The organism is Robiginitalea aestuariiviva (assembly GCF_029537735.1).
Taxonomy (GTDB): Bacteria; Bacteroidota; Bacteroidia; order Flavobacteriales; family Flavobacteriaceae; genus Robiginitalea; species Robiginitalea aestuariiviva.
This window is the reverse complement of the sequence record NZ_JARPUQ010000002.1, coordinates 736,240-759,043: the sequence shown is the minus strand read 5'-3', so window position 1 is coordinate 759,043 and position 22,804 is coordinate 736,240. Positions and strand designations below refer to the sequence as shown.

At 56.0% G+C, this 22,804-nt stretch carries 15 protein-coding genes; 6 read left to right on the top strand and 9 right to left on the bottom strand.

The genetic code is table 11. The annotated features are described in order from the left end of the window. Positions 1 to 32: 32 nt before the first annotated feature. Positions 33 to 1,787, top strand: coding sequence for a RagB/SusD family nutrient uptake outer membrane protein (locus OZ410_RS10180; protein ID WP_277707854.1), 1,755 nt, complete (start codon positions 33 to 35; stop codon positions 1,785 to 1,787). A gap of 114 nt (positions 1,788 to 1,901) precedes the next feature. Continuing rightward, on the top strand, positions 1,902 to 5,462 hold the full coding sequence (locus OZ410_RS10175) for a VCBS repeat-containing protein (RefSeq protein WP_277707853.1): 3,561 nt from the start codon (positions 1,902 to 1,904) through the stop codon (positions 5,460 to 5,462). On the opposite strand, the gene OZ410_RS10170 is transcribed toward OZ410_RS10175, so the two are convergent. Genes OZ410_RS10170 through OZ410_RS10155 form a run of 4 tightly spaced genes read right to left on the bottom strand, consistent with a single transcriptional unit; the run spans position 5,459 to position 12,434 of the window. Continuing rightward, the gene (locus OZ410_RS10170; RefSeq protein WP_277707852.1) at positions 5,459 to 7,564 is read right to left on the bottom strand and encodes a thioredoxin domain-containing protein; all 2,106 of its coding nucleotides are present in this window, start codon (positions 7,562 to 7,564) and stop codon (positions 5,459 to 5,461) included. The two genes, OZ410_RS10175 and OZ410_RS10170, sit on opposite strands and share 4 nt — an antisense overlap. Before the next feature lie 38 nt (positions 7,565 to 7,602). Further along, the gene (locus OZ410_RS10165; RefSeq protein ID WP_277707851.1) at positions 7,603 to 8,367 is read right to left on the bottom strand and encodes a carboxylesterase family protein; all 765 of its coding nucleotides are present in this window, start codon (positions 8,365 to 8,367) and stop codon (positions 7,603 to 7,605) included. Between the two features lie 10 nt (positions 8,368 to 8,377). After that, positions 8,378 to 10,012, bottom strand: coding sequence for a carboxylesterase/lipase family protein (locus tag OZ410_RS10160; protein ID WP_277707850.1), 1,635 nt, complete (start codon positions 10,010 to 10,012; stop codon positions 8,378 to 8,380). A 58-nt stretch (positions 10,013 to 10,070) separates the two neighbouring features. Then, entirely contained in the window at positions 10,071 to 12,434 is a 2,364-nt protein-coding gene (locus OZ410_RS10155; RefSeq protein WP_277707849.1) for a glycoside hydrolase family 127 protein, read from the bottom strand. 156 nt (positions 12,435 to 12,590) lie between these two features. Between OZ410_RS10155 and OZ410_RS10150 the strand changes: the two genes are divergently transcribed. Next, positions 12,591 to 13,595, top strand: a complete 1,005-nt coding sequence (locus OZ410_RS10150; RefSeq protein ID WP_277707848.1) for an amidohydrolase family protein — start codon at positions 12,591 to 12,593, stop codon at positions 13,593 to 13,595. Positions 13,596 to 13,600: 5 nt separating this feature from the next. Next, positions 13,601 to 15,166, top strand: a complete 1,566-nt coding sequence (locus tag OZ410_RS10145) for a DUF1593 domain-containing protein (protein ID WP_277707846.1) — start codon at positions 13,601 to 13,603, stop codon at positions 15,164 to 15,166. A gap of 11 nt (positions 15,167 to 15,177) precedes the next feature. Here OZ410_RS10145 and OZ410_RS10140 read toward each other — a convergent pair whose 3' ends face one another. Beyond that, entirely contained in the window at positions 15,178 to 16,449 is a 1,272-nt protein-coding gene (locus OZ410_RS10140; RefSeq protein ID WP_277707845.1) for an MFS transporter, read from the bottom strand. A 102-nt stretch (positions 16,450 to 16,551) separates the two neighbouring features. Continuing rightward, on the bottom strand, positions 16,552 to 17,694 hold the full coding sequence (locus tag OZ410_RS10135; RefSeq protein WP_277707844.1) for a DUF2891 domain-containing protein: 1,143 nt from the start codon (positions 17,692 to 17,694) through the stop codon (positions 16,552 to 16,554). Between the two features lie 163 nt (positions 17,695 to 17,857). Between OZ410_RS10135 and OZ410_RS10130 the strand changes: the two genes are divergently transcribed. Continuing rightward, entirely contained in the window at positions 17,858 to 18,247 is a 390-nt protein-coding gene (locus tag OZ410_RS10130) for a hypothetical protein (RefSeq protein WP_277707843.1), read from the top strand. 165 nt (positions 18,248 to 18,412) lie between these two features. Here the strand turns inward: OZ410_RS10130 and OZ410_RS10125 are convergent, their stop codons facing one another. Both OZ410_RS10125 and OZ410_RS10120 read right to left on the bottom strand, forming a co-directional pair. Then, a complete protein-coding gene (locus OZ410_RS10125; protein ID WP_277707842.1) occupies positions 18,413 to 19,399 on the bottom strand; it encodes a DUF6807 domain-containing protein in 987 nt (328 codons plus the stop codon). Between the two features lie 47 nt (positions 19,400 to 19,446). Beyond that, positions 19,447 to 20,718 (bottom strand): M14 family metallopeptidase, encoded by a 1,272-nt coding sequence (locus OZ410_RS10120; RefSeq protein WP_277707841.1) that lies wholly within the window; start codon positions 20,716 to 20,718, stop codon positions 19,447 to 19,449. Between the two features lie 356 nt (positions 20,719 to 21,074). Here OZ410_RS10120 and OZ410_RS10115 point away from each other — a divergent pair, with 356 nt between their 5' ends. Continuing rightward, positions 21,075 to 21,527, top strand: a complete 453-nt coding sequence (locus tag OZ410_RS10115) for a hypothetical protein (protein ID WP_277707840.1) — start codon at positions 21,075 to 21,077, stop codon at positions 21,525 to 21,527. Between the two features lie 290 nt (positions 21,528 to 21,817). Here OZ410_RS10115 and OZ410_RS10110 read toward each other — a convergent pair whose 3' ends face one another. Continuing rightward, positions 21,818 to 22,339 (bottom strand): hypothetical protein, encoded by a 522-nt coding sequence (locus OZ410_RS10110; RefSeq protein ID WP_277707839.1) that lies wholly within the window; start codon positions 22,337 to 22,339, stop codon positions 21,818 to 21,820. Positions 22,340 to 22,804: the final 465 nt, after the last annotated feature.

The following is a 22,804-nucleotide window of genomic DNA, read 5'->3' as shown; positions in this document are numbered from 1 at the left end:
ATGTTTTTTTGAATATATTTGAAAAAAAAGTTATGAAAACAAACAGATTATTTGCGCTATTAACCGCAGGGGCACTCCTGGTGGGTGCCTGTAGTGACGACTTCCTGGAAGTGCCGCCGGCCAACTCCCTGGGGGATGCTCAATTGCAGACCAAAGCTGGGGTTGAAGGCCTCCTGATCGGTACCTATGCCGCCCTGAACGGGGTATTCGGCAACCGTTTTGAGGGCCCGAACCACTGGGTTACCGGTTCCATCCTTGGAGGCGACGCCAACAAGGGTACGGATGCCGGGGATTACTCCTCCATCAACCCGGTACAGCGTTTTGACCACGATCCTACCCAGGGTGACCTGAATAACCTCTGGAGGGGTCGTTTCGAAGGGGTAGCCCGTGCCAACAAGGTGATTGCCACAGCAACTGCCATCCAGGACCAGCTCACCGCTGCGGACTTTGCCCGGATTACCGGGGAGGCCCGTATGCTGCGCGGTCACTTCTACTTTGACCTGAAGAAGCACTTCAACAACATTCCGGTATTCGATGAAACCGTACCGCCGGAAGAAGTGATCCTCGTACCCAACAACGGCGATGCCTGGGCGCTTATTGAAGCGGATTTCCAGTACGCCTACGACAACCTGCCGGAGACTACCTCCGCAGGGCGGGTGAACAAATGGGCTGCTGCTGCCTACATGGGCAAGGCCATGCTGTTCCAGGGGAAATTCTCCCAGGCCAAAACGTGGTTTGACGACACCATGGCCAATGGGGTAACCCCCTCCGGCGAAGCCTATGCGCTGCTGGACAACTACCCGGATATCTTCAACGCCGAATTCGACAACCACGCCGAAGCGGTATTTGATGTGGAATCCGCCAATAACACAGGTAGCACCCAGAACGCCAACTACTTTGATGACCTGAACTACCCGTACAACACCGGCCCCGACGGTCCCGGTAACTGCTGCGGGTTCTTCCAGCCGAGTATTGACATGGCCAACCACTTCCGGACCACCAACGCGGGCCTGCCGCTGCTGGACGGTTCCTTCAGTGACCCGGCCAACGAAGTGGCCAACATCTACCGCCATGTCTTCACCGACGGGCAGGATGAAGGCACCTTCACAGAAGATGCAGGTCCCCTGGATCCCCGCATCGACTGGTCTATTGGCCGTAAGGGCATTCCTTACCTGGATTGGATCGAGCACCCCGGTTCTGCATGGATCCGGAGCTTCCCCTACGCAGGTCCCTATTCTCCCAAAAAGTACATCTACTACCGTTCCCAGGAAGGCAGCCTGACCGATGCCAGCTCCTGGACCCGCGGTTACGCACTGATGAACTACACCATCATCCGTTATGCCGATGTACTGCTTATGGCTGCTGAAGCCGAGGTGGAACTGGGTAACCTGGAGGCTGCACGCGCCCTGGTAAACCAGGTTCGCGCCCGCGCCGCCAACCCGCAATACTGGGTGAAGGAGTACGACGATGCCAACGCTAACGCTGCCAACTATGTGATCAGCGAGTATGCCGCTGCGGATTTTGCCGACCAGGCTACCGCCCGCAATATCGTTCGCTTTGAGCGTAAACTGGAGCTGTCCGGCGAAGGACACCGCTTCTTCGACCTGGTTCGCTGGGGCGAAGCGGCCACTGAGCTGAACCGCTACTTCAACTATGAGAGCCAGTACCTGGTAACCAAGTTTGGAGGAGCCAGCTTCCAGGCCGGTAAGAATGAGTACCAACCCATTCCTCAGGCTCAGATCGATATTCAGGGATCTGATGTCCTGACCCAAAACCCGGGTTACTAAACAAAAAGTTAACACCGTTTAACGAAGCATTAAAGGCCGCTATTTCAGCGGCCTTTTTTTTTGCGGTTCCCGTGAATTCCTGCATTTTTATGTTTCCTAACCAAACGAAGGTATATGAGATTAGTCTACGGCCTGCTGGCCGGCACACTCCTGTTGGGGCTGGCCGCCTGCGGCACTGACCCCGCAGCGACCCACCTCTTTCATTCCATCCCTGCGGACCAGAGCGGGATCGGGTTTGAAAACCGGTTGCACGAGAACGATTCCATCAACATCCTGGACAACGAATTTGTCTACAACGGCAGCGGGGTGGCCCTGGGCGACCTGAACGCAGACGGCCTGGACGACATTTTCCTGGCCGGTAACCAGGTGAACAATGCCCTCTACCTGAACCAGGGCGGGCTGCGCTTCCGGGATATCACCGAAGCCTCCGGGATCGGTAAACCCGACTCCCTGATCTGGTCCAGCGGGGTAAGCCTGGTAGATGTAAACCGCGACGGCCTGCCGGATGTATATGTCTGCAACACCTTCTACCGCGACAGCCTGAGCCGCCGTAACCTGCTGTATATTCACCAGGGGGTAGATACAGAGGGCATGCCTCATTTTGAGGAACAGGCCGCTGCCTACGGCCTGGACGACGACACCTACTCTTCCCACGCCCAGTTCTTCGACTTCGACAACGATGGGGACCTGGATGTCTTTATTGGCGTAAACCGGATTGAAGGCATCAACCCGGCGGAATTCCGCCCCAACCAGGACGACGGCACCTCCCTGAGCCGGGACCGCCTGTACGAAAATCGCTGGGACGAAGCCCTGGGCCACCCGGTATTCCACAACGTCTCGGACAGCGCCGGTATCCGCTTCCACGGCTATAGCCACAGCACCCTGATCCACGATTTCAACAAGGATGGCTGGGCCGATATTTACGTGGCCAACGACTTTTTCAGCAACGACCTGGTATATATCAACAACCAGGACGGCACCTATACCAACCGGGCAGGGGAAATCTTCAAGCATTTCAGTCTCTCGTCCATGGGCAGCGACCTGGCCGATGTAAACAACGACGGGGAACTGGACCTCTTCACCACAGAAATGCAACCCTACTACAACAAACGCAAGAAATTGTTCCAGGGCCCCAGCAGCTACAACAAGGAAATCTTTACCCGCACCTTCGATTACGAATACCAGTACGCCCGCAACACCCTGCAGATCGCCAACGGCACGGACCCGGAAACCGGCCTGCCCGTCTATTCGGAAACGGGGATGTTTGCCGGGATACAGGAGACAGACTGGAGCTGGGCGCCTCTTTTTGCGGATTTCGACAACGATGGCCTGCAGGACCTGCTTATCACCAATGGCTTCCCCAAGGACGTAACGGACCGGGATTTTGGGGATTTCCGCATTACGGCCAGCCGCCTGGTCAGCAAGGAAGAACTCATTGCCGCCATCCCGGAGATCAAGATTCCCAATTTCGCCTTCCGCAATGCGGGGAATCTGCAATTTGAGGACGTAACCGAGGCCTGGGGGCTGAATTTCGGGACCTTTTCCAATGGGGCCGCCTACGGAGACCTGGACCAGGACGGGGACCTGGACCTGGTGATCAACAACCTGAACGAACCGGCCCTGCTGCTCGAAAACCGGGAACGGGAGTTGCATCCGCAAAACCATTTCCTCCGGGCGCGCCTCCACGGGCCTGTAAACAATCCCGCCGGCTATGGCAGCATGGTTTCCCTCTATCGGGGCGGGGCCGTGCAACGGACTCGGGTCCTCTCCGGGCGGGGATACCTCTCCAAACCGGAAGGCGCCCTGCACTTTGGCCTGGGAAGCAGCCCGGCTGACTCCCTGGAAGTAGTATGGCCAGACGGCCGGAAACAAACTGTGATCCAGCCCCAATGGGACCAGACCCTGGACTTGGACTACGCCGATGCCGCCGAGGCGCAAAGGGGTTCCGGCAGTACCCGTACCCTGCTGGTGGAAGCTACTGACGCCAGGGGCCTGGAACACCGCATCCGGGATATCGATTTTATCGACTTTAATTTCCAGCGGACCCTGCCGCACAAATTCTCCCAGTATGGCCCGGCCCTGGCGGCTGAGGACGTCAACGGGGATGGCCTCACAGACCTGTTTGTACCGGGAAGCCGGAATTTCCCGGAAACCTGGCTGCTGCAGGATGCCCAGGGGCAATTTACCGCCTCCGAAGTCCGGTATAAGACCCATGCGGACCTGGAAGAGGAAGATACCGCAGCACTATTGTTCGATGCAGACGGGGACGGAGACCCGGACCTCTACCTGGGGCGGGGCTCCGGGCAATACGAACCGGGGGACGAACGCTATCGGGATGTCCTGCTGCTGAACGACGGCGCCGGGCAATTCAGTTCGGTAACAGAAGCCTTGCCGGCCATCCGGGCCAATACCTCCGTGGTAAAGGCGGCGGATTACGACCGGGACGGAGACCTGGACCTCTTTGTAGGCAGCCGGGTACTTCCCTTTGCCTACCCCATGGCAGACCGCAGTTACCTGTTGCGCAATGACAGCGGTAACGGGAAGGTTGCCTTTACGGACGTGACTGCAGCTACTCATCCCGAACTGGAACGGGCCGGGATGATCAGCGACGCCCTGTGGACCGATTTTAACGGGGATTCCTGGCCGGACCTGATCCTGGCCGCCGAATGGAGCCCGTTGCGCTTTTTCGAGAACCGGGAGGGCACCCTGGTGGAAATCTCCGACCGTACCGGCCTGGCCGGCGATAAGGGCTGGTGGAACAGCCTGGCAGCCGCCGACCTGGATCAGGACGGGGATATGGACTACGTGGCCGGGAACTCCGGGACCAATATCTATTTCCGGGGTACGCCGGAAGAGCCCATTCGCATGTATGCCAAAGACCTGGACGACAACGGGATGATCGACCCCCTGATCTCCTATTACCTCCGGGATAGCCTGGGTACGCGCAGGGAATATCTCTACCACCCCTGGCAGGACGTGGTGAAACAGTTTTCGGGGATCCGGAAGCGTTTTAACTCCTTTGGGGAATTCGGGGCTTCCACCCTGCCGGAAATGTTCGCAGACGGATTGCTGGACGATGCCCTGGTCCTGGAGTTCAACACCCAGCAAACCAGTTGGATCGAAAACCTGGGCAACGGCAAATTCAAGCGGCATGCCCTGCCCGTGGCGGCGCAGTTGGCCCCGGTATACGGGATTGTGGTAAGCGATTTTAACGGGGATACCCACCCGGATATCCTGCTGGCGGGGAATGACTACGGCATGGAGGTACAACAGGGCCGAGCGGACGCCTTTATGGGCCTGTTGCTGCTGGGGACGGAATCCGGCGATTTCCGCCCCGTATCCAACGAAACCTCCGGGTTTTACCTGCCAGGGGATGCCAAGGCCCTGGTGGGCCTGCAAACGGCCGACAGCAAGCTGCTTTGGGTAGCCTCCCAGAACAACGACTACCTGAAGGCCTACGAGCAGGGGACGGCAAGAATCCTGCAGGTGCAGCCCGGGGAAGTACGGGCTACCATCGAATACCAGGAGGGAAAAACCGAGGTACGGGAATGGTACTGGGGCAGCGGCTTCAACAGCCAGTCCCAGCGCATGCTGATCCTGAGCCCGGAAATGAAATCCGTGCAATTCTTTGACGGGGCGGGCAACCCTACCCGCCGAGTGGAACCCGGGGCCTAGCCCTCAGGTTGTATAAACAGGTCTTCATCGATCTGACCCAGGGCCTCCTTCGCGGTGGGCACGGGCAGGCGGCAGCTGTGGTCCCGGCACACGTAGATAAAGGTACCATCGGTGTCATACCGGTTGGCATAAAGGGGCAGGTTGCTCTCTGCAGCGCTGAATACGCGCATAGTATTTGGCGTAAATTCCCGGCTAAAAGCCTGATGCAAGGCCCTGGCTTCGGGACCTACTGTAGCCACCTCAAAATACGGGTAGGCGTAGGCCAGCATCAGCCGGCCCCATCCGCAATAGTGCATGGGTGCCTGCCGGAAGCGTTCACGCAGGGCCAGTACCATACCCTGGCTGCGTTCCAAGAGCGTTTCCCGGAAATAAAAATGCCCCAGCTTTAGAAACATCCCGGCCAGTACGGAATTGGCCGAGGGGATTACCCCGTCGTCCGTCCGGTAAATCTCCGCCATAAGCTCCTCCCCCTGGGTGTAGCGGAACATGCCTGTATCCGGGTCCGCCTCAAAGCGCTCCAGGGCTTCTTCCATCCAGGATTCTGCCTGTTGCAGGTACTCGGATTCCCCGGTGGCCTGGTACAGCCGGAAGCCGGCATCGGCCAGCTGGGCATAATCCTCCAGGAAGCCTTCTTCCCCCGCAATGCCGCCAATGGAAGTATGCCGCAGCGTACCCCGGGCCACCTGTAAAGTGCTAAGTTCCCCGTACAGATCCCTGGCCGCCTGCAGGTATTCCGGCACTTCAAAGGCCTCATAGGCTTCCACCATCCCCTTCACCAGCAAGGCGTTCCAGGAGGTTAGGATTTTCTGGTCGATTCCAGGGGCTACCCGTTTTTCCCGGGCCTGCAGCAAGGCGGTTTGCCAGGAGGCCTTCAGGGCCTGCAGGCTGTCCGGCCGAAGGCTTTCGGCTTCAGCAAAGGCCATGTCCGGCTGGGTGCGCGACAGCACATAGCGACCCTCCCAGGCCACTTCCGGCCGCAGGTCGTAATACCGGGCAAACACGGGGTAACCATCGCCTAGTATAGACTGCAGTTCCGGGAGGGTCCACAGGTAATACTTCCCCTCCTCCCCTTCACTGTCCGCATCCATGGCCCCGAAATACCCGCCTTCCAGGGCTTTCATTTCGCGCTGCAGGAAGGTAAAAATCCCTTCGGCGGTTTCCCGGTAGGCCGGGTCCTTATAGCGCTTGTAGGCACGGGCATATAGCTCCAGGAGCTGGGCATTGTCATAGAGCATCTTCTCAAAGTGCGGGATCCGCCACTGGGCGTCGGTACTGTAGCGGTAAAAGCCGCCGCCCACCTGGTCGTAAACGCCACCCAGGGCCATGCGTGTCAAGGTTTTTTGAACATGGGCATCCGCAGCCGTATCCCGGGCCAGATACGCATAATCCATCAGGAACTGCAACTGGGCCGGCATCATAAATTTCTGTTCCCCCTGGTTACCGCCCCACTGCAAATCCCATTGGGCTTTCCAGCCCCGCATGGCACCGGCTACCTCGGCGGGTTGTACGGGGCGGGCATCCGCAGCCGCGCCCAACCGGTTGGCCTGGGACACCCCCTGGGCCACTTTATCTGCATACTCCCGGGCCCGTGCCGGGTTTTCCCGGTACAGGCGGTCCATTTCGGAAAGGACTTCCATCCACTGCTTGCGGGTGTGGTAGGTGCCCCCGTATAGGGGCTTCCCATTGGGAAGCACCAACACATTTAGCGGCCATCCCCCCTGCCCGGTCATCAGTTGCACGGCAGTCATGTAAACCTGGTCCACATCCGGGCGTTCCTCCCGGTCTACCTTTACGCTTATGAAGCGATCATTCATGAGCCGGGCCACACTATCGTCCTCAAAGGTCTCCTCTTCCATCACATGGCACCAGTGGCAGGACGAATATCCGATGCTTATGAGCACCAGTTTGTCTTCTTCCCGCGCCATTTCCCAAATGCCTTCGCTATAGGGCTGCCAGTGCACCGGGTTGCCTGCATGCTGCAGCAGGTATGGGCTGGTTTCATTTGCCAGGGCATTGCCCCTGGGGCCCTCCTGGCATCCCCAAAGCCCGCCAAGGGCCAGGGCAAACAATACGATTTTATGTAGACTGGTAAGTGGTTTCATGGCCTCAAAGATACAAAGGAATGCCGCGCAGCCAGGGGTTACTCTGCAGGCGTGGGGCTGCGTCGCTGGGCAGCCAGCCAGGTATACAGGGTATCAGTGGCGTAGGCGCGGTCCCAGGCGTTGTGGCCCACCCCTTCATAGCCCGTCAGGCGGGCGGGCCGGCCCATAGCCTGCAGGGCTTCCACCATTTCCTTCGATTCCGAATACGGGATTATGGGATCCTCCATGCCGTGAAAAACCCATACCGGCAGCTCCGGATCCATCCAGGATGCATAGGGTACGGGGGTCATTCCGCAGACCACAGCCATGGCCGCAAAGGTATCCGGGTAATGCACGGCCATTTCCCAGCAGGCGGTTGCCCCCCGGCTCAGGCCGCTCAGGTAAATCCGGGAAGGATCCACATGGTACCGGGCCACAATATGGTCAAGCAATTCCTTAATGGCCCGGGTATTCCACCACTGCCGCGTGTGAGGGTGCTGGGGTGCCAGCACCATAAAAGGAAGGTCCGGCCCTTCCAGCAGCCTTTTAGGCGGGCCATAAGCTTTCAGCTGTTCCAGGTCCTGCCCGGACTCCCCTCCCCCATGCAGGAAAAGCAAGAGGCCGGAAGGCACACCTGACGGGTCGTAATCCGGGGGGAAATACAGGTAGTAATCCAGGGTTTCGGATACCCGGGTCTCCATGCTGCCTTGCAATAACCGGGGCTGTTCCGCCCGCTGGCAGGCCAACATCATGAATCCGAACAGGAATAGGACCGCAAGTGCCCCCGTTACGGGTCTGGCAATCAGGGAACGGGAGGCTGACATACCGCAGTTTTTAGTCCTGATATACCCGGTCGTGGAAGGTAAAGCGCGCATCTGCAGGCGCCTGCACCTGCCGGCTTTCGGTGTCGATCACCATAACCGGGGGGGTCTTGTCCTTTGCACCGGCTGCATCCCATTGGGGCAAGCCTTCCGCATTGGGATTTCCACCGCGGATAAAGGCGGCAAAATAGGCCTGCATGGTTTCGGACACCTTAAAATCTTCCGGGGTCCAGGCATAGTCATCCACCAGGTGGAGGTTACCCATGCAATATTCAATTTCACAGGCATGGGGGGCTCCAACCGCCTGCGGAGGCGGGGGCGCATCCCCGCTGGCCTCCACGGTGCCCCCGGCCAGGCCGGGCCTGAGGTTGGCATCCTTTAGCGGCGGCCGCAATTTGCTGTACAGGTAGCGATAGACGGGTTGATCGCTGTTTTTGCGGTGTAAGTCGAACCATTTCCAGGTGCTGTACACAATAAACCGGTCCGAGGCCAGGGCTGTGGCAGACAATTCTACCTCCCGGGCGTTGGCATGGGGATAGAGCGCCAGCACTTCCGTATGCCGCTTCGGATAGGTTTCCTTCACCTTGGCCTTAAAGGCCTCCGGGGTATACGGTTGGCCCTGCATAAAGGCCATGCCCGGGATTTCGGCCGAATTCCAGCCCAGCAGCAACGGAACCTGGGCCTGCTGGCCCTTTCCGAAGATTTCAGGGAGGGTGGCCGGCAGGAAATGCCCGTCTACCACCAGCGGGAAACCAAACCGCCTGGATGCATTATAGATTTCATAGATATCGCGGGTGGGAAGCTTCCGCAAGGCTGAGATGGAGGGAATGCCTGCCCCATCCAGAAAAGCTTTGCCCTGGGCCTCGGCCTCTTCCAACGGCACGGGGGCCATGGTCGGGTTAATGGAGGCCCCGCTTTCCCCTATGGCGCCGGCCAGCATCTCCCGCGACAGAGGGGAAGCCATAAGCGTACTTACGCCTATAGAACCTGCAGATTCGCCCGCAATGGTGATCTGCTCCGGGTTGCCCCCAAAAGCCGCAATGTTATCCCTTACCCATTGCAGGGCGGCCACCTGGTCCATAGCCCCGTAGTTGCCTGAACCCCCATAGGGCGTTTCTGCAGAAAGTTCCGGGTGTGCCAGGTATCCGAACACGTTCAGGCGGTAGTTTGCCGTAACCACCACAATGCCTTTTTTAGCCATACTTTCCCCATCGTACCGGTACTCTGAGGCATCTCCCGCTACATTGCCCCCACCGTAGAAATACAAGAGAACAGGAAGGTTTTGATTTTCGCGGGTGGCGGGGCTCCATACGTTCAGGTACAGGCAATCCTCGCTCACCCCTTGGGACCGGGATTTCATGTCGCCAAATACCATGGTCTGCATGGGGCGCGGGCCAAAGGCCTTGGCCGCTTTCACCCCGGACCAGGCATCCATGGGCTCTGGGGCCTTCCAGCGGCGTTCGCCCACGGGCGGTTTGGCAAAGGGGACGCCAAAATAGGTCTGTATCCCGGTATGGGTATCGTACTGGCCTTCGATGAGGCCTTTTCCGGTCATCACCTGTACGGGAAAGGCGTTGGGGTTCTGGGCCAGCAGGCCGGTTGCGGCAAAGAACATCATAAGGGCGGCTATGCGGTTAAATCGGTTCATTTCAATCGGGTTGACAGGTTGTGGTTCCAGCCTTCAAGTTACGGCTTTTGGCCGGACTTTAGGGCGCTGTATTGCCATGGCCGGCACGCAGGGTTCGCACCCCGAAAACGGGGCCGCCCCGGTGCCCGGTATGGGGCGAAATCCGGATTTCCACCCGGGTTTTGCCCCGGGTGAGTCCGGGTGGGAGGGGATAGCTGCGGGTCAGGAAGGCGCCATCCCGGATCCCGCTGATGTTCTCTGTGGCCACCACCTGCCCGTCCACTACAATGTCGAAGGTCTTACTGCCCGTATAGCCCCCCCAGTATTCGAAAACCAGGGCTGCCGGCCCATCCGGGGGAATGTCCATTTGAAAGGAAAACCATCCGCCCCGTTCAGCCTGCCGGGCTTTCCGCCCTTTCATTTCCACAACATAGGTGTCTTCGCCCTGGTAGTTGTGATCGCGCTCCGGCTGCATTTCCCCGGGCTGGAAAAAATCGTAGGTGTTCCGAACCAACTGCATATACGCTTCTTTTTCCTCCTGCAGTTCCTCCTGCCAGGCCGCCCATTGCCCGGGGGTATACAGGTCCCAGTACACGGTGTAAAATTGGTCATACAAGGTGTACAGGGGATTCAGGGTAATAACGGTGTCGGCCACGCCTTCCCGGAACCGAAAGGTGTTGGGGGCGCCCGCAGGCTCCAGCCAGCTTTCGGGGGCCTGGTCTTCCCGGATCAGGATGGGCATAAGATCCGGGCGTTCGGCCGGGCCATCCTCCAGGGGGCCCAGGTTGCCGGCAAGCACCAGGGGGCCATAACAAACCGCCAGGCGGTTGGGGTTATCGGGCATGGCTTCCAGCCGGAGGTGAAACGGCATTTCCACGTCCACCCGGTCGCCGTCCTGCCAGGTTCGGTCCAGGCTCAGGAAGCCATTGCCATCTTCAGTCGCAGTAACCTCCTCCCCGTTTAATAATAGGCGCATGCCGGAATCCGTCCAGGCAGGTCGGCGCAACTTAAGTGAAAAATTTACAGGGGTTTCCAGGGCAACCCGCAGGGTCGTACCCTGGGTTTCGGGGAAACGGGTTTCCTGGGTCAGGCGCACCCCCTTTGCTTCCCAATGCACCTCCGAAGCAATAAACTGGGCTACCCATAAGGCATCCCCGCGGTGGTAATAGGCTGCCTGGGGGTAACGGGCATGGTTTTCCATCCCGGACCCCACACAACAGGTAAACGAAAACGGATCCTGGAAGGCCTTGCGCCCCCCCTGTGCCAGGGACAGGAAGTAGGTAACCTCCCCGGTCTGCGGATGCTGGGAAGCCAGGATGTGGTTCAACTGGGCCCGTTCGTAATAGTCCAGGGCTTCGGGGGTGGGATGCAGGCGGAAGAGCAGGTCCGTGAGCTTCAGCATGTTGTAGACATTGCAGGTTTCGGTGGTTTGGGGGCCCAGCCGCATACTGAGCTGGTCCGGCTGTCCAAAATACTCGTGGTTGGTGTTGCCCCCCGTTACGTAGCTGTGGTGGTTTACCACCCGGTCCCAGAAAAAAGAAGCAGCCCGATAATCCAGGGAATCGCCCGTGGCCTGGAACCGTTTGGCCAGGCCAATGAGTTTGGGGAACTGGGTATTGCCGTGCAACCCGGAGAGGGAATCCCGGCCCGCCACCAGGGGGTCCAGCACCGCCTTATGGTAAAATCGGCCCGCCAACTCCAGGTACCGGGGTTCCCCCGTATCCGTGTACAGGTCTACCAGCACCTCACTCATCCCCCCGTGTTCACAATGCAAAACCTCCTGCATTTGTTCATCATCCAGGCCAGCAAGCACCTTTTCAATCCAGTCCGCAAAGGCCCGGGCTACCTCAAGGGCCTGTGCATTGCCTCCAATGCGGTAAGCGTCGCGCAAGCCGGCCAGCACCTTATGGTGGGTGTAAAAAGGGGCCCAAATCCCATTCAGGTCAAACCCTTGCGAGCGGATATCCCCCTGGGCAATCTCGGTTTCGAATATCTCCTTCCCCTGGTCAAAAGCCCCCAGGTAGCCATCGCCGCCAGCCTGCTGGCAGGCCGCCAGCTCCGATACGATATAATCCGAACGCCTGCGAAATTCAGGGTTCCCTGTACTGGATCCCAACAGGTTACAGGCTGTAAGGTAATGACCCAGGGTATGCCCGGCCAGGGACTCCCCTTCCCAGCCACCATAGGGAGGCGCCTTGGGTTCCAACCCCGCCTGGGTGCGGAAGCGGGAAAGCAGGCGGTCCGTCTCATATCCCAGTACGGTCTGTTCGTCCAGCTTCCGGGCATGGCGAAATGGGCCGTCCCGCAACTGGACCTGAGGGGGAGTAAATGCCTGGAGGTTTCCTTTTTCTTCCACCAGGTCTGCCGGGTTATGGCAGGCCAGAAAAAGGGTAAGCAGACTGGAGACTAAAACGCTTGAAGCAAAGGAATGGCGGCAGGTCATAGGAATGTCATTAGCCTGAAAGTTCCGCAATTGGGCCAAAATATACAAGGCCTGGAAGGCATCGAACCGATAAAATCAGGAGGGGAGTACCCGGCATTCCCCCGAATCCCGTAATTTAATAACCCTGATTCGTTTGCTAACCTAACCCTTTGATTCATGAAAACCTTCTCCGTAATCCCCAAAACAGCCGGAACCCTTATCGCATTGGCGTTAATTTGGGCCCTGCCCGCCTGCGCCCAGGATAACGCCAAACGCCCGCCTATCATAGACGTGCACGTACACGCCATGAAAATGAACCCTAATTTTGCAGCTCCCATGTGCCCGTGGTTCCTGAGTAGTATGCCCGGCAGCGGGCCAAACCAACCTGCACCGTCCTTTATTAACCTGGATTGCGTAGACCCCCTGCAACCCGCCGCCTCGGATGCGGACATGCAGGAGAAATTACTCGCCACGGCAGAACGTCTGAATATGCTGCTGGTGGCCAGCGGAGACGCGGAAATTCTGCACAAATGGCACGCGGCTGCCCCAGACCGCATTATCCCCTCCCTGAGCCTGAGCAGCGCCGAACAAATGTCCGTAGAGGCCTTTCGGGACTCCCTGGAAAATGGTTTTTACAAGGTCATGGGCGAGGTAGCCCCCCAATACCAGGGCATGTCCCCCAGCGATATGACCCTGGACGCCTATTTTGCTGTGGCTGAAGAACTGGGCATCCCGGTGGGAATCCATATGGGCACCGGTGGCAATGGCATGATCAACATCAGCAACCCAAAATACCGGGCTTCCCTGGGGCAGCCTTTTTTACTGGAGGACGTGCTGGCCCGCCACCCCAAACTCAAGATCTGGGTGATGCATGCGGGTTATCCCATGATTGACCAGATGATTGCCCTGATGGGGGCCAATGCCTATGTGTATGTAGACCTGGCAGGTTTTATCTGGAGCTATCCCCTCGAAGAAATCCACGCTTACCTGAAACGCCTGGTGCAGGCGGGGTTTGGCAAGCGTATCCTCTACGGCACGGATTTTATGGTTTGGCCCAAACTGCTGGAGACCTCCATCGGGGTCATTGAAAATGCCAACTACCTTTCCGAGGAGCAGAAGCGGGATATCTTTTTTAACAACGCCGTACGGTTCTTTAACCTGGACCCGGAAAAATACCAGTAACCCCTATGACTTTACGCGCCAATTTCTTGTTGCTTGTCCTGTCTCTGGGAATGCTTACCCTGGGTTGCGGGGAATCCGGAGCCGGAGACACCACGGCTCAAACCGCTTACGTGCAACCGACAGGCCCCAGGACTATTGTCACTACTGATGGGGAAATCGACGACGTGGACTCCTTTATCCGGATGCTGCTCTACGCCAATGAATTCCGCCTGGAGGGCCTGGTCTACAGCAGTTCCATGTGGCACTACAAAGGAGACGGGAAAGGTACCCCTTTCACCTCCAAAATGGCCATGACCCGGGAAATTTACGGGGAGCGCACCGAACTGCGCTGGCCAGGCACCACCTGGATGGACACCCTGCTGCTGGCCTATGCCCGGGTGTATCCCAACCTGCGCCTGCACAGCCCATCCTACCCCCATCCCGATAGCCTGAAGGCCATGGTTCGCGTGGGCAACATCGATTTTGAAGGCAGCATGGCCCGGGACACGGAGGGCTCCGACTGGATTAAGGCCAAATTGCTGGACGAAGACCCCGAACCCATCTACCTGCAGGTGTGGGGCGGCACCAATACCATTGCCCGCGCCCTGAAATCCATTGAAGAGGAGTACGGGGGTACAGCAGGCTGGGAGGCGGTCTATTCCAAAGTCTGCGCGAAAGCCATCCTGTACGCCATCCTGGACCAGGATGCCACCTACCGGGAATATATTGCCCCGAACTGGCCGGATTTAAAAGTCTTTTACAACGCCAACCAGTTCTGGTGTTTTGCCTATCCGTGGAAACGGGCCGTGCCGGAACCCTGGCACCCCTACCTGGAAGGCGGCTTTATGCGGGAACACCTGATTCAGGGCCACGGCCCCCTGCTGGCGCAATATTACAGCTATGGGGATGGGCAGCAGCAGGCCGGGGATCCGGAGCACCTTCACGGGGTAGCCCTGGATAGCTTTAATCTGGGGCGGCTTGGGCAAAGCTGGGGGCCATTTGAACCCTACGATTTTATTTCCGAAGGCGACAGCCCGGCCTACCTCCACCTGGTGGACGTGGGCCTTGGAAACCTGGAACATCCGCAGTACGGAGGATGGGGCGGGCGCCTGGTGCCCTCGGACTCCCTGCCCAACCGATGGGAAGACGGGGAAGGGGCCCGGGATTTCAACCCCTTTACGGACACCCTGGACGCTACCTTTCCCCAAACGCGGTGGGTACCGGCCATACAGGAGGATTTTGCCGCCCGGGCAGACTGGTGCGTAAAGCCCTTTGCGGAGGCCAACCACGCCCCGCTCGTAGGTTTGGCCCATCCGGAAACCCTGGAAGTTTTACCTGGAGAAGCCCTGACCTTAAAGGCAGTAGCCGAGGACCCGGACGGGGATACCCTGGAATACCAGTGGTGGCAGTACGCCGAGGTGGACTCCTACCCCGGGGTTCTTAACCTGGAGTACGCCGCCCGGGAAGAACTGCAATTACTCGTCCCTGAAAATATGGAAAGTGGGCAGGAACTGCACCTTGTTGTGGCCGTAACCGATGCGGCAGAACACCCCATGACCCGTTACCGCCGGGTGATCCTCAGGGCCCGGTAAATTACCGGGGGCTACCCTTCGCGTGCACTTAACTCCACCTCGTCGGAAAGGTCCAGGCGGCGGAAACGGGGCGAGATCCAGGCCGTGGCCCCCACGGTGAGCAGGGTCATTACCCCGCCAAAGACCACGGCAGGCACGGTGCCGATCAGGCGGGCCGCCAGGCCGCTTTCGAAGGCTCCCAGTTCGTTGGAAGAGCCCACAAAGATGGAATTCACAGAGGCAACCCTGCCCCGCATATGGTCAGGGGTTTTGAGTTGCAGGATGGTCTGGCGGATGATCATGGAGACTCCGTCTACCGCCCCGCTCAGGAAAAGGGCAATGGCGGAAATCCAGAAGGAGGTGGAAACCCCAAAGACCAGGATACAGATCCCAAAGGCGAATACCGCCCATAACAGCTTTCGGCCGGCATGGCGGTGCAACGGGAAACGCGTGGAGCCCAGCATAGTAATGGAGGCCCCTACGGCCGGGGCGGCCCGCAGGATGCCAAAGCCTTCGGACCCTACCTGCAAAATATCCTGGGCATATACCGGCAACAGGGCTACCGCCCCCCCAAAGAGGACAGCCACCATATCCAGGGTAAGGGCACCCAGGATGGATTTGGTGCGCCAAACAAACTGCAGCCCGTCCTTCAGGCTTTGAAATACAGGCTCCCCCAGCTTGGGGTTCAGGATGGGTTTACGCCCGATGCGCAAGAGCAGCAGGAAGGCCAGGGCCGAAAACCCGAAGATGCCGCAGAGCGACCAGTGCACCCCGATCCAGCCAATGGAGAAGCCCGCAAGGGCCGGCCCCAGAACGGAAGCCAGCTGCCAGGTACTGCTGCTCCAGGTAGCGGCATTGGGGTAAATGCGCTTGGGTACGATCAGGGCAATCAGGGAAAAGATGGTGGGGCCGATAAAAGCGCGCACCAACCCGCCCAGGAAGACCAGGCTGTAGATGCCCGTTAACAATTGGCTCCGGGAAAGATAGCTGCCGAATTCCGGGAGGCTCAGCACAAACAGGCCCAGGCTCAGGATGGAAAAGGCCAGGATACAGGCCAGCAACAGGTTGCGTTTTTCCCGCTGGTCTACAATGTGGCCTGCAAAGAGGGCCATCCCCACCGAGGGGATCACTTCCATAAGCCCGATCAGGCCCAGGGAAAGCGGATCTTTGGTCAGGGAATACACAAACCATTCGATCAGGATAAACTGCATGGACCAGGCCAGCACCATGGCAAAGCGAACCCCCAGGAAAATATTGAATTCCGGGAAGCGGAGGGCAGCATATGGGTCGGTAGATGCGCTCATTTCGGGCTAAACCAGATCATTTTCGGGGGCAAAGGTAAAACGCAAATCCCAGGGGCCTGCATTCATTTCAGCATTTCTCCATCGGCCCGCATTTAAGGCGGTTCAGGGATTAGGGGCTTCCCGGGTTTCGAGGGCATACAGGGCAAAGGTGCCCAGCCAGTGCCCGCCCTCATACTGGTCCCCCACCAGGTTGGGGAAGGAATACGCCATGTGTTCATGGGCCAGCGCACGCAGGTGCCCGAAGGTTTCGGGGTACTGGTTGGCCAGGCCGTAGAAGACCCAGGCCCTGCTAAAATTCAGCCCGTCCAGGTGTACCAGCTGCCCATCCGACCGGTCCCCTACCCGGGCCGGTTCCCAGGAGAAACCCGGCTGCAGCAACCCGGGGAGGAAGGCGGCTGACCAGGCCATAAATGCTTCCGGGTCCAGGACGCGGCGCATCAGATCCATCTCCTCAAGGCAGGGCGACAGGAAATCCGCCCCGCTGGGCTCCCATCCCAGAGGGCATTGGGCATCCGCACCATAAAAGGCCAGGGCACGCTCCCGGATGGCTTCTTTCAGGCGGGCATCACCCAAGGTCTGCGCATAGTCCCAGGCCAGGGCAAGGCCAAAGGCCGTATTGGTGTGCGTCCCTACCCGTACCGGGTATTGCAATTTGGGCAGGTAGGCCACAAAGGCATTGGAGATATGGGCGGTAAGCGGTTGCAGGTTGGCCTCCAGGGCCCGGGCCAGGGGGTCGTTCCAGGTGTGGAGTTCCTCGGCCAGCTTCAGCAGCCAGGCCCAGCCATAGGTGCGTTCGTACCCTTTGGCGTGTTCCCCCTGGAAGTAGGCCACTTCCCGGGCAATATTATCCTCGGACAAATGCCGGGCCAGCAATTCCCGGGCCTGGGCCGCCTTTTCCATATCCGGGAAGGTTTTAAGCAGACGTACCAGGGACCAATGCCCGTGTACGGCCGAATGCCAGTCAAAACAGCCGTAAAAAGCGGGGTGCAGGGCTGTAGGTTCGCCCAGGTCTTCTGCACTGCCAAGGGTCTGCCCCAATTTATTGGGATATTCCTGGCCTACGCAGGCCAATGGCAATTCGCTTAGGATTTGAGCCTGTTCCAAAGTAAAGGCAATGGGATCTACTGCAACAGGCAGGCTGGAATCCTGGTCCGCAGCCCCGGATTGCTCCTGGCCGCAGGAACACGCCAGCAAAAGGGTAAACAGGCCCAACGCTAAGGGCAGGAAGGCACGGGGGATGGTCATAGTTTTGTTTTTTTAAGAGCGAAAAGATACTGCATTTTTTATGGCCGTCTTCTTTTGGGCAAGGTGACGCTTGTCATTGTATTTCCCTTAAAGGTGGAATAATTTAACCTGCCATGGGCCTCTGCGGGCCTTTGGGACATCGTGTAACCCTAAAAACTATCCCATGTTAACACCCGTAATCCAAAATTCCGACCTGCATTTTGAGCACCTGAGCTGGATGGCCGAACTCCGCTTTTGGCAGGACGAACTCCAGACCTTCTCCAACCGCCTGGCCGATGTGATCACCAGGCATTCCGACCGCGACTTCCTGAAAAAACTGGAGCACTACCAGAACGAAATTCGCCTGCACGAGATCCGTATCCTGGACCTGCTGGAGGACACCGAAAAACACGAGGCCCGCATTGCCGGGCAAAGCCGGAACGGCACCCCGGAAACCATGGATTTCTGCATGGTCAAGGCCCATGTGGCCACCCGCGAAAAAATGGAAACCGAACGGGAAATTTATTCCGGTTTTAAAAAGGAATTTTTCAGGTTTCTGACGGAGTATATGTAAGCGTCAGCCCTGTTATTTGAATTGGCAGTATAAGCGCGCCGGGGGTTCCTGGTGCGCTTATTTCGTTTCCCTCTGGCACCTTTGTACCCGGGTTGCCGGCTGCAGCCCCGATTTGCTCCCCCGGCCATCCCGCTTTTCCGGGGGATGTGACAACCGGGGTAACACCTACTCCAATTGACGATATTCGGTATGGATACGGTCGATGGCATCCGGATTGACATGACCGTTATGGATCCATAACCGGTACCGCAAAACCAGGGGTTTTGAGGCGGGTAAAGGTACCGCCTTCGCGCCGGGATACGGATAAACCGCATTCTGCATGCTTTGTGATGCCCTTAATATCCAGGGGTTGGGATAACCGGGATTGCCTGGGTGGCTAAGCACCGTAAGGCCGGCCACAGCCCCGCCTTGACCCATGGGGCCGGAAATATCCAACCACCCCCCGGCCAGGACCGGGAGGTTATCGGGTTCCACGTTCCCCTTTGGGCCGGTAAATACCATATTTCCGGCCAACCGAATCCGGGCAGAAAAGCCGCCATAGCCTTTTTCGTCCTCGGAACCGCCTATGCGTAAGTCCTCGACAAGGGCGGTCAACGCAATTTCCAGATCGATGCTTCTTCCCGAGGCTTCGGCAGGATAAACGATAATGGTGGTGTTCTCCTTTACCAGGGGTACGGGGTTACCCTTGCCATCCACCCAACCCGGCGATTTCCACAATACCTCCGTACGCAGGGTTCTGGCCTTTCCCGGTTGTTGAAGCACTTGCACGGTGTCTACCTCCCAGGAAAAATCCCTGATCTCCCAACCGTCCCCTATGCGTTTATCCCCCACATACACCTGGTGCCAGGCCCAGAAAATACCCCTATGGTGCAAATGATCCGCAGGGAAGTCCTCGGTGATTACGGTGCCATCCATCGCATGGAGCGGATGGATGTAATTGGCACGGCCGTAGGTACCGGAAATGGATTTTTCGGCCACCTGATAGGTCAATACCGGGGTTTTTCCTTCCGTAAAAGAAATGGCATCCGGTTGAATATCGGCCTGAATTTCCTGAGCTGCCGCGGAAATCCCCAGGCCCAGGCCCAAAATGAAACCTATGGCCTTTCTTCTCTCCTTGCTGAAGTTACCCTTTACGATGAACAAGAACTGCATTTATCGGGTTAAACAAACTTCTGATCAACGGACTTAAAACCACCAGCCTATTTCATGAGTAACCGCATCAGTTCCTCGGCTGCCACCCGGCCCTTTTCCCGGAGGAAATCCCTGGGGGTATTGTCGCCCAGTTCAAATACAATGGCCGGCATACCGTAATTGACATAGAAATGGTTTCTGGAAACCATGGTCGGGGTTATCTTGTCGGTGGTACTGATATTGGTTTTTTTCTGAGGCAGGCGATCTGTGATGCCTTTGATCCAATCGAAAACTATTTTTCCCTTATCTCCTGTAACGAGGGTGTCTATGGGGTAATAAATGTCGTCCCAGGTGGAGTGAAAATCGGCCCCGAAAACAAATTCGTAGCCCTCTTCACTTTTCTGCTTCAGGAAATCGCGCACGGCCCGCGTTTCGGGCTGATTGAATTCCTGCCAGTCGCGATTCAGGTCTATGCCCCCCAAATTATGCCGCCAGTGCCCGTTGTCCACGCCATCCGGATTCATCAGGGGTACATTAAAAATGGTGAATTCCTCCCGGAAGGCCTTGGCCTGCGGAGAATCCCCGGAAAGGGTCTCCATAAAGGATTTCATGGCGAGAAACCCGGTTACTTCCGGGGGGTGCTGGCGTGAAATGATCATCAGGGCTTTTTTGGAATGGCCGCCGTTAACTTCCATGAGGTTCATCGGACGGCCCTCCCGGCTTTTGCCGATGTCGTAATTGGAAATGAATGGGTACTGGGAAAGGGAATCGACCCAGGTTTTGACGGCAGCGGAAGTATATAACTCCTGCGCGGTAATCCAGGTAGGCTGTGCATCTACGGCAACCGTAATTTCAATCTCTTCCGGTGCCGCCTTAATACCAAAATCACCCTCCCCGGGGTTAATGATCCGGTAACGGGTGCTGTCCAGCCCCTTAAAATAAATGCCATCCCGGCTGATTTTTGGGTAATACCGGCTTCTGCTACCGTCATAGGTAAAGCGGAGTTTCAGTTCTCTCGGGATGGAACTCCAAACTTGAAACCCGTACCAGGGGCTAGGATTTATGGGTGTGTTCTCTGCCGTAATCCACAGCGTATATTGATCTCCTCCGTCATGTGCCACCCCGTTTAACCGGGCCCCGTCGAAGGTATTGCTGAAGAAAACCGTACTGTCCTGAAACGCCCACACCCCGCGCCACTGGCGCTGAACAGGTTTGGTACGGGTAGACACTATGGGCGTTGGGCCCTGGCCCTGGTAGCCGGTAGGCGTTGCCGGTTTGGTATTTTTACACGAGAGCAGTATGGGGAGTGCCAGAAGAAAGAGGAACTTCGGGAATTTCATAAAATGGGGTTCAGGCCGTTTTGATAGGGTTAAAATAAGAAATCCCCGGCCTTACCACTCAACCCTTTAAAGAAATACCTTCAGGACTACGGGCGTGCTTCGTGTGATCTTGGGGGTGGGGAATCCCCTTCGTCGCGGCAGCTGAATTCCAATCTGCGACCTTCTGCTCCCAAAGCAGTAATAAAATGATTATATCTATTGATAATAGATAATTTCATTTCAATATATGACTTTAATATGACTAATATTTGTTTCAAGGGATTGCCAAATTAAACGAAAACAATAAATGAGAATAATATCGTTGAAGTTATAGCAACTTATTTAATAGTCGATTTTAATTCAACCAATATTTACTCATGAAGAAGTTATTATTTATTTGTTTTTGGTCATTTTTATTGTTCTCATGCTCTTCTGACGATAGTCCAGAAATTGTAGAGGAAGAAACTAGTCAGGAAGTTATATTACCGAATGTAGACGGTCTTTGGGAACTTGATTCCGCAACTTACGATTTTGTCGATATTCAAAATGTTCTTTTCACAACTCAATCTACGACAGCAACAAGTTATTTGATTGAAGTAACATTCAACCATGATTTGGAAAATGCACAAACATATGAGTTTGAATTCATCGAAAGACCCAATGATTATTCCTTAGAGTTCAGGACTGAAATCGATTATCAAGGTCAAAACTACTATATCACAGGATTCAATTTTACGGATATTGACCTTTCAACTGAAAGGCTGTCCCTTACAATTTCTGATGTGCCAGAAACCCAAGACCTTTTCAGGGGGGGGGTTATAAGAAACTAAATAATCATACTATAAGCAGCTGAATGCACAATATTTATAGGCGTCATTAAATTTCGATTAAAGCGCTGATAAATTTATTGACAGCAATTCGGGGTAGCATGATTCACAGTAAAGGAAGAAGTATTTTTAGGTGGTTTCGTTATTTGGTTTACTTTGGAATTCCAATACTTATGTACTTTGATGGTCGTAGTCTTGGTTGGTGGGGAATACTCGAATGGCTTGGATTGGCTTTTACCATTGAGTTTTGTATTCTTATTTACAGGACAAGATTCTAGTCTACTTCTTTAAAGTTATTGCCCCTTATTCATGGCTTCATTGATTAAGGAATCGAAGGAATCCTCTGACATTGTCGCGTATCCAAGAATGCCAATTTGTTCAAATGTATTTTCACTTATACCAATGGTAGTCATGGTGTTATTGGGAGGTATACCTTCTAAATAATGAACATTCATATTTTCTTTGCTCTCTCTTAGTTTCAGTATTGGATAATATTCAGAATCCGTTCGGTAAATGGTTCTTCGATAGTCATAACCATCTTCAAGAAAACTTTCCTCTATTAGTTTAAGTGTTTGTTTTTCGTAATCATCAATTTCGCTTCTGTAAATAAGCATTTCTAATTTATCCCCTGAAAACTTAAATATTGTAGGGCTATGTTGAAAATCGTGATAAAAATCTCCCTCAATTACAATAGAAATTTCTGGCAGTGTTACCGAGTCATATTCTAATTCTTCCCATGATTTTTGTTTTCTGTTTTTACAACTAGAAAACGTTATCAAAACCATTAAAATTAACAGCGCTGTTCGATTAACCATATTTAGCCTTTGTTGCTGACTAAGATAGAAAAACTCACATTCCTAAGGAATCCCGATACATATCTCATTTAGGCTATGGTCTATTCTTGACACAATCCAAACTGAAATCCCAGTACAACACGGGTTGTTTAATTGTACTTTAGTTAATCCTTTTGGTCCAGATTGAAATTTTAGGATTACGCTCGTACCTCGCGTGATCCTGAGGGCAATCACGCCTGCAAATACAAACCCTGCTTTGCCAACAATCCATTACAATCACAGGATTACGCTCGTACCTCGCGTGATCCTGAGGGCAGTTACGCCTGCAAATACAAACCCCTTCAAAGCCTGCGGGATTACGCTCGCACCTCGCGTGATCCTGAGGGCGGTCACGCCTGCAAATACAAACCCCCTTCAAAGCCTGCGGGATTACGCTCGCACCTCGCGTGATCCTGAGGGCGGTCACGCCTGCAAATACAAACCCCC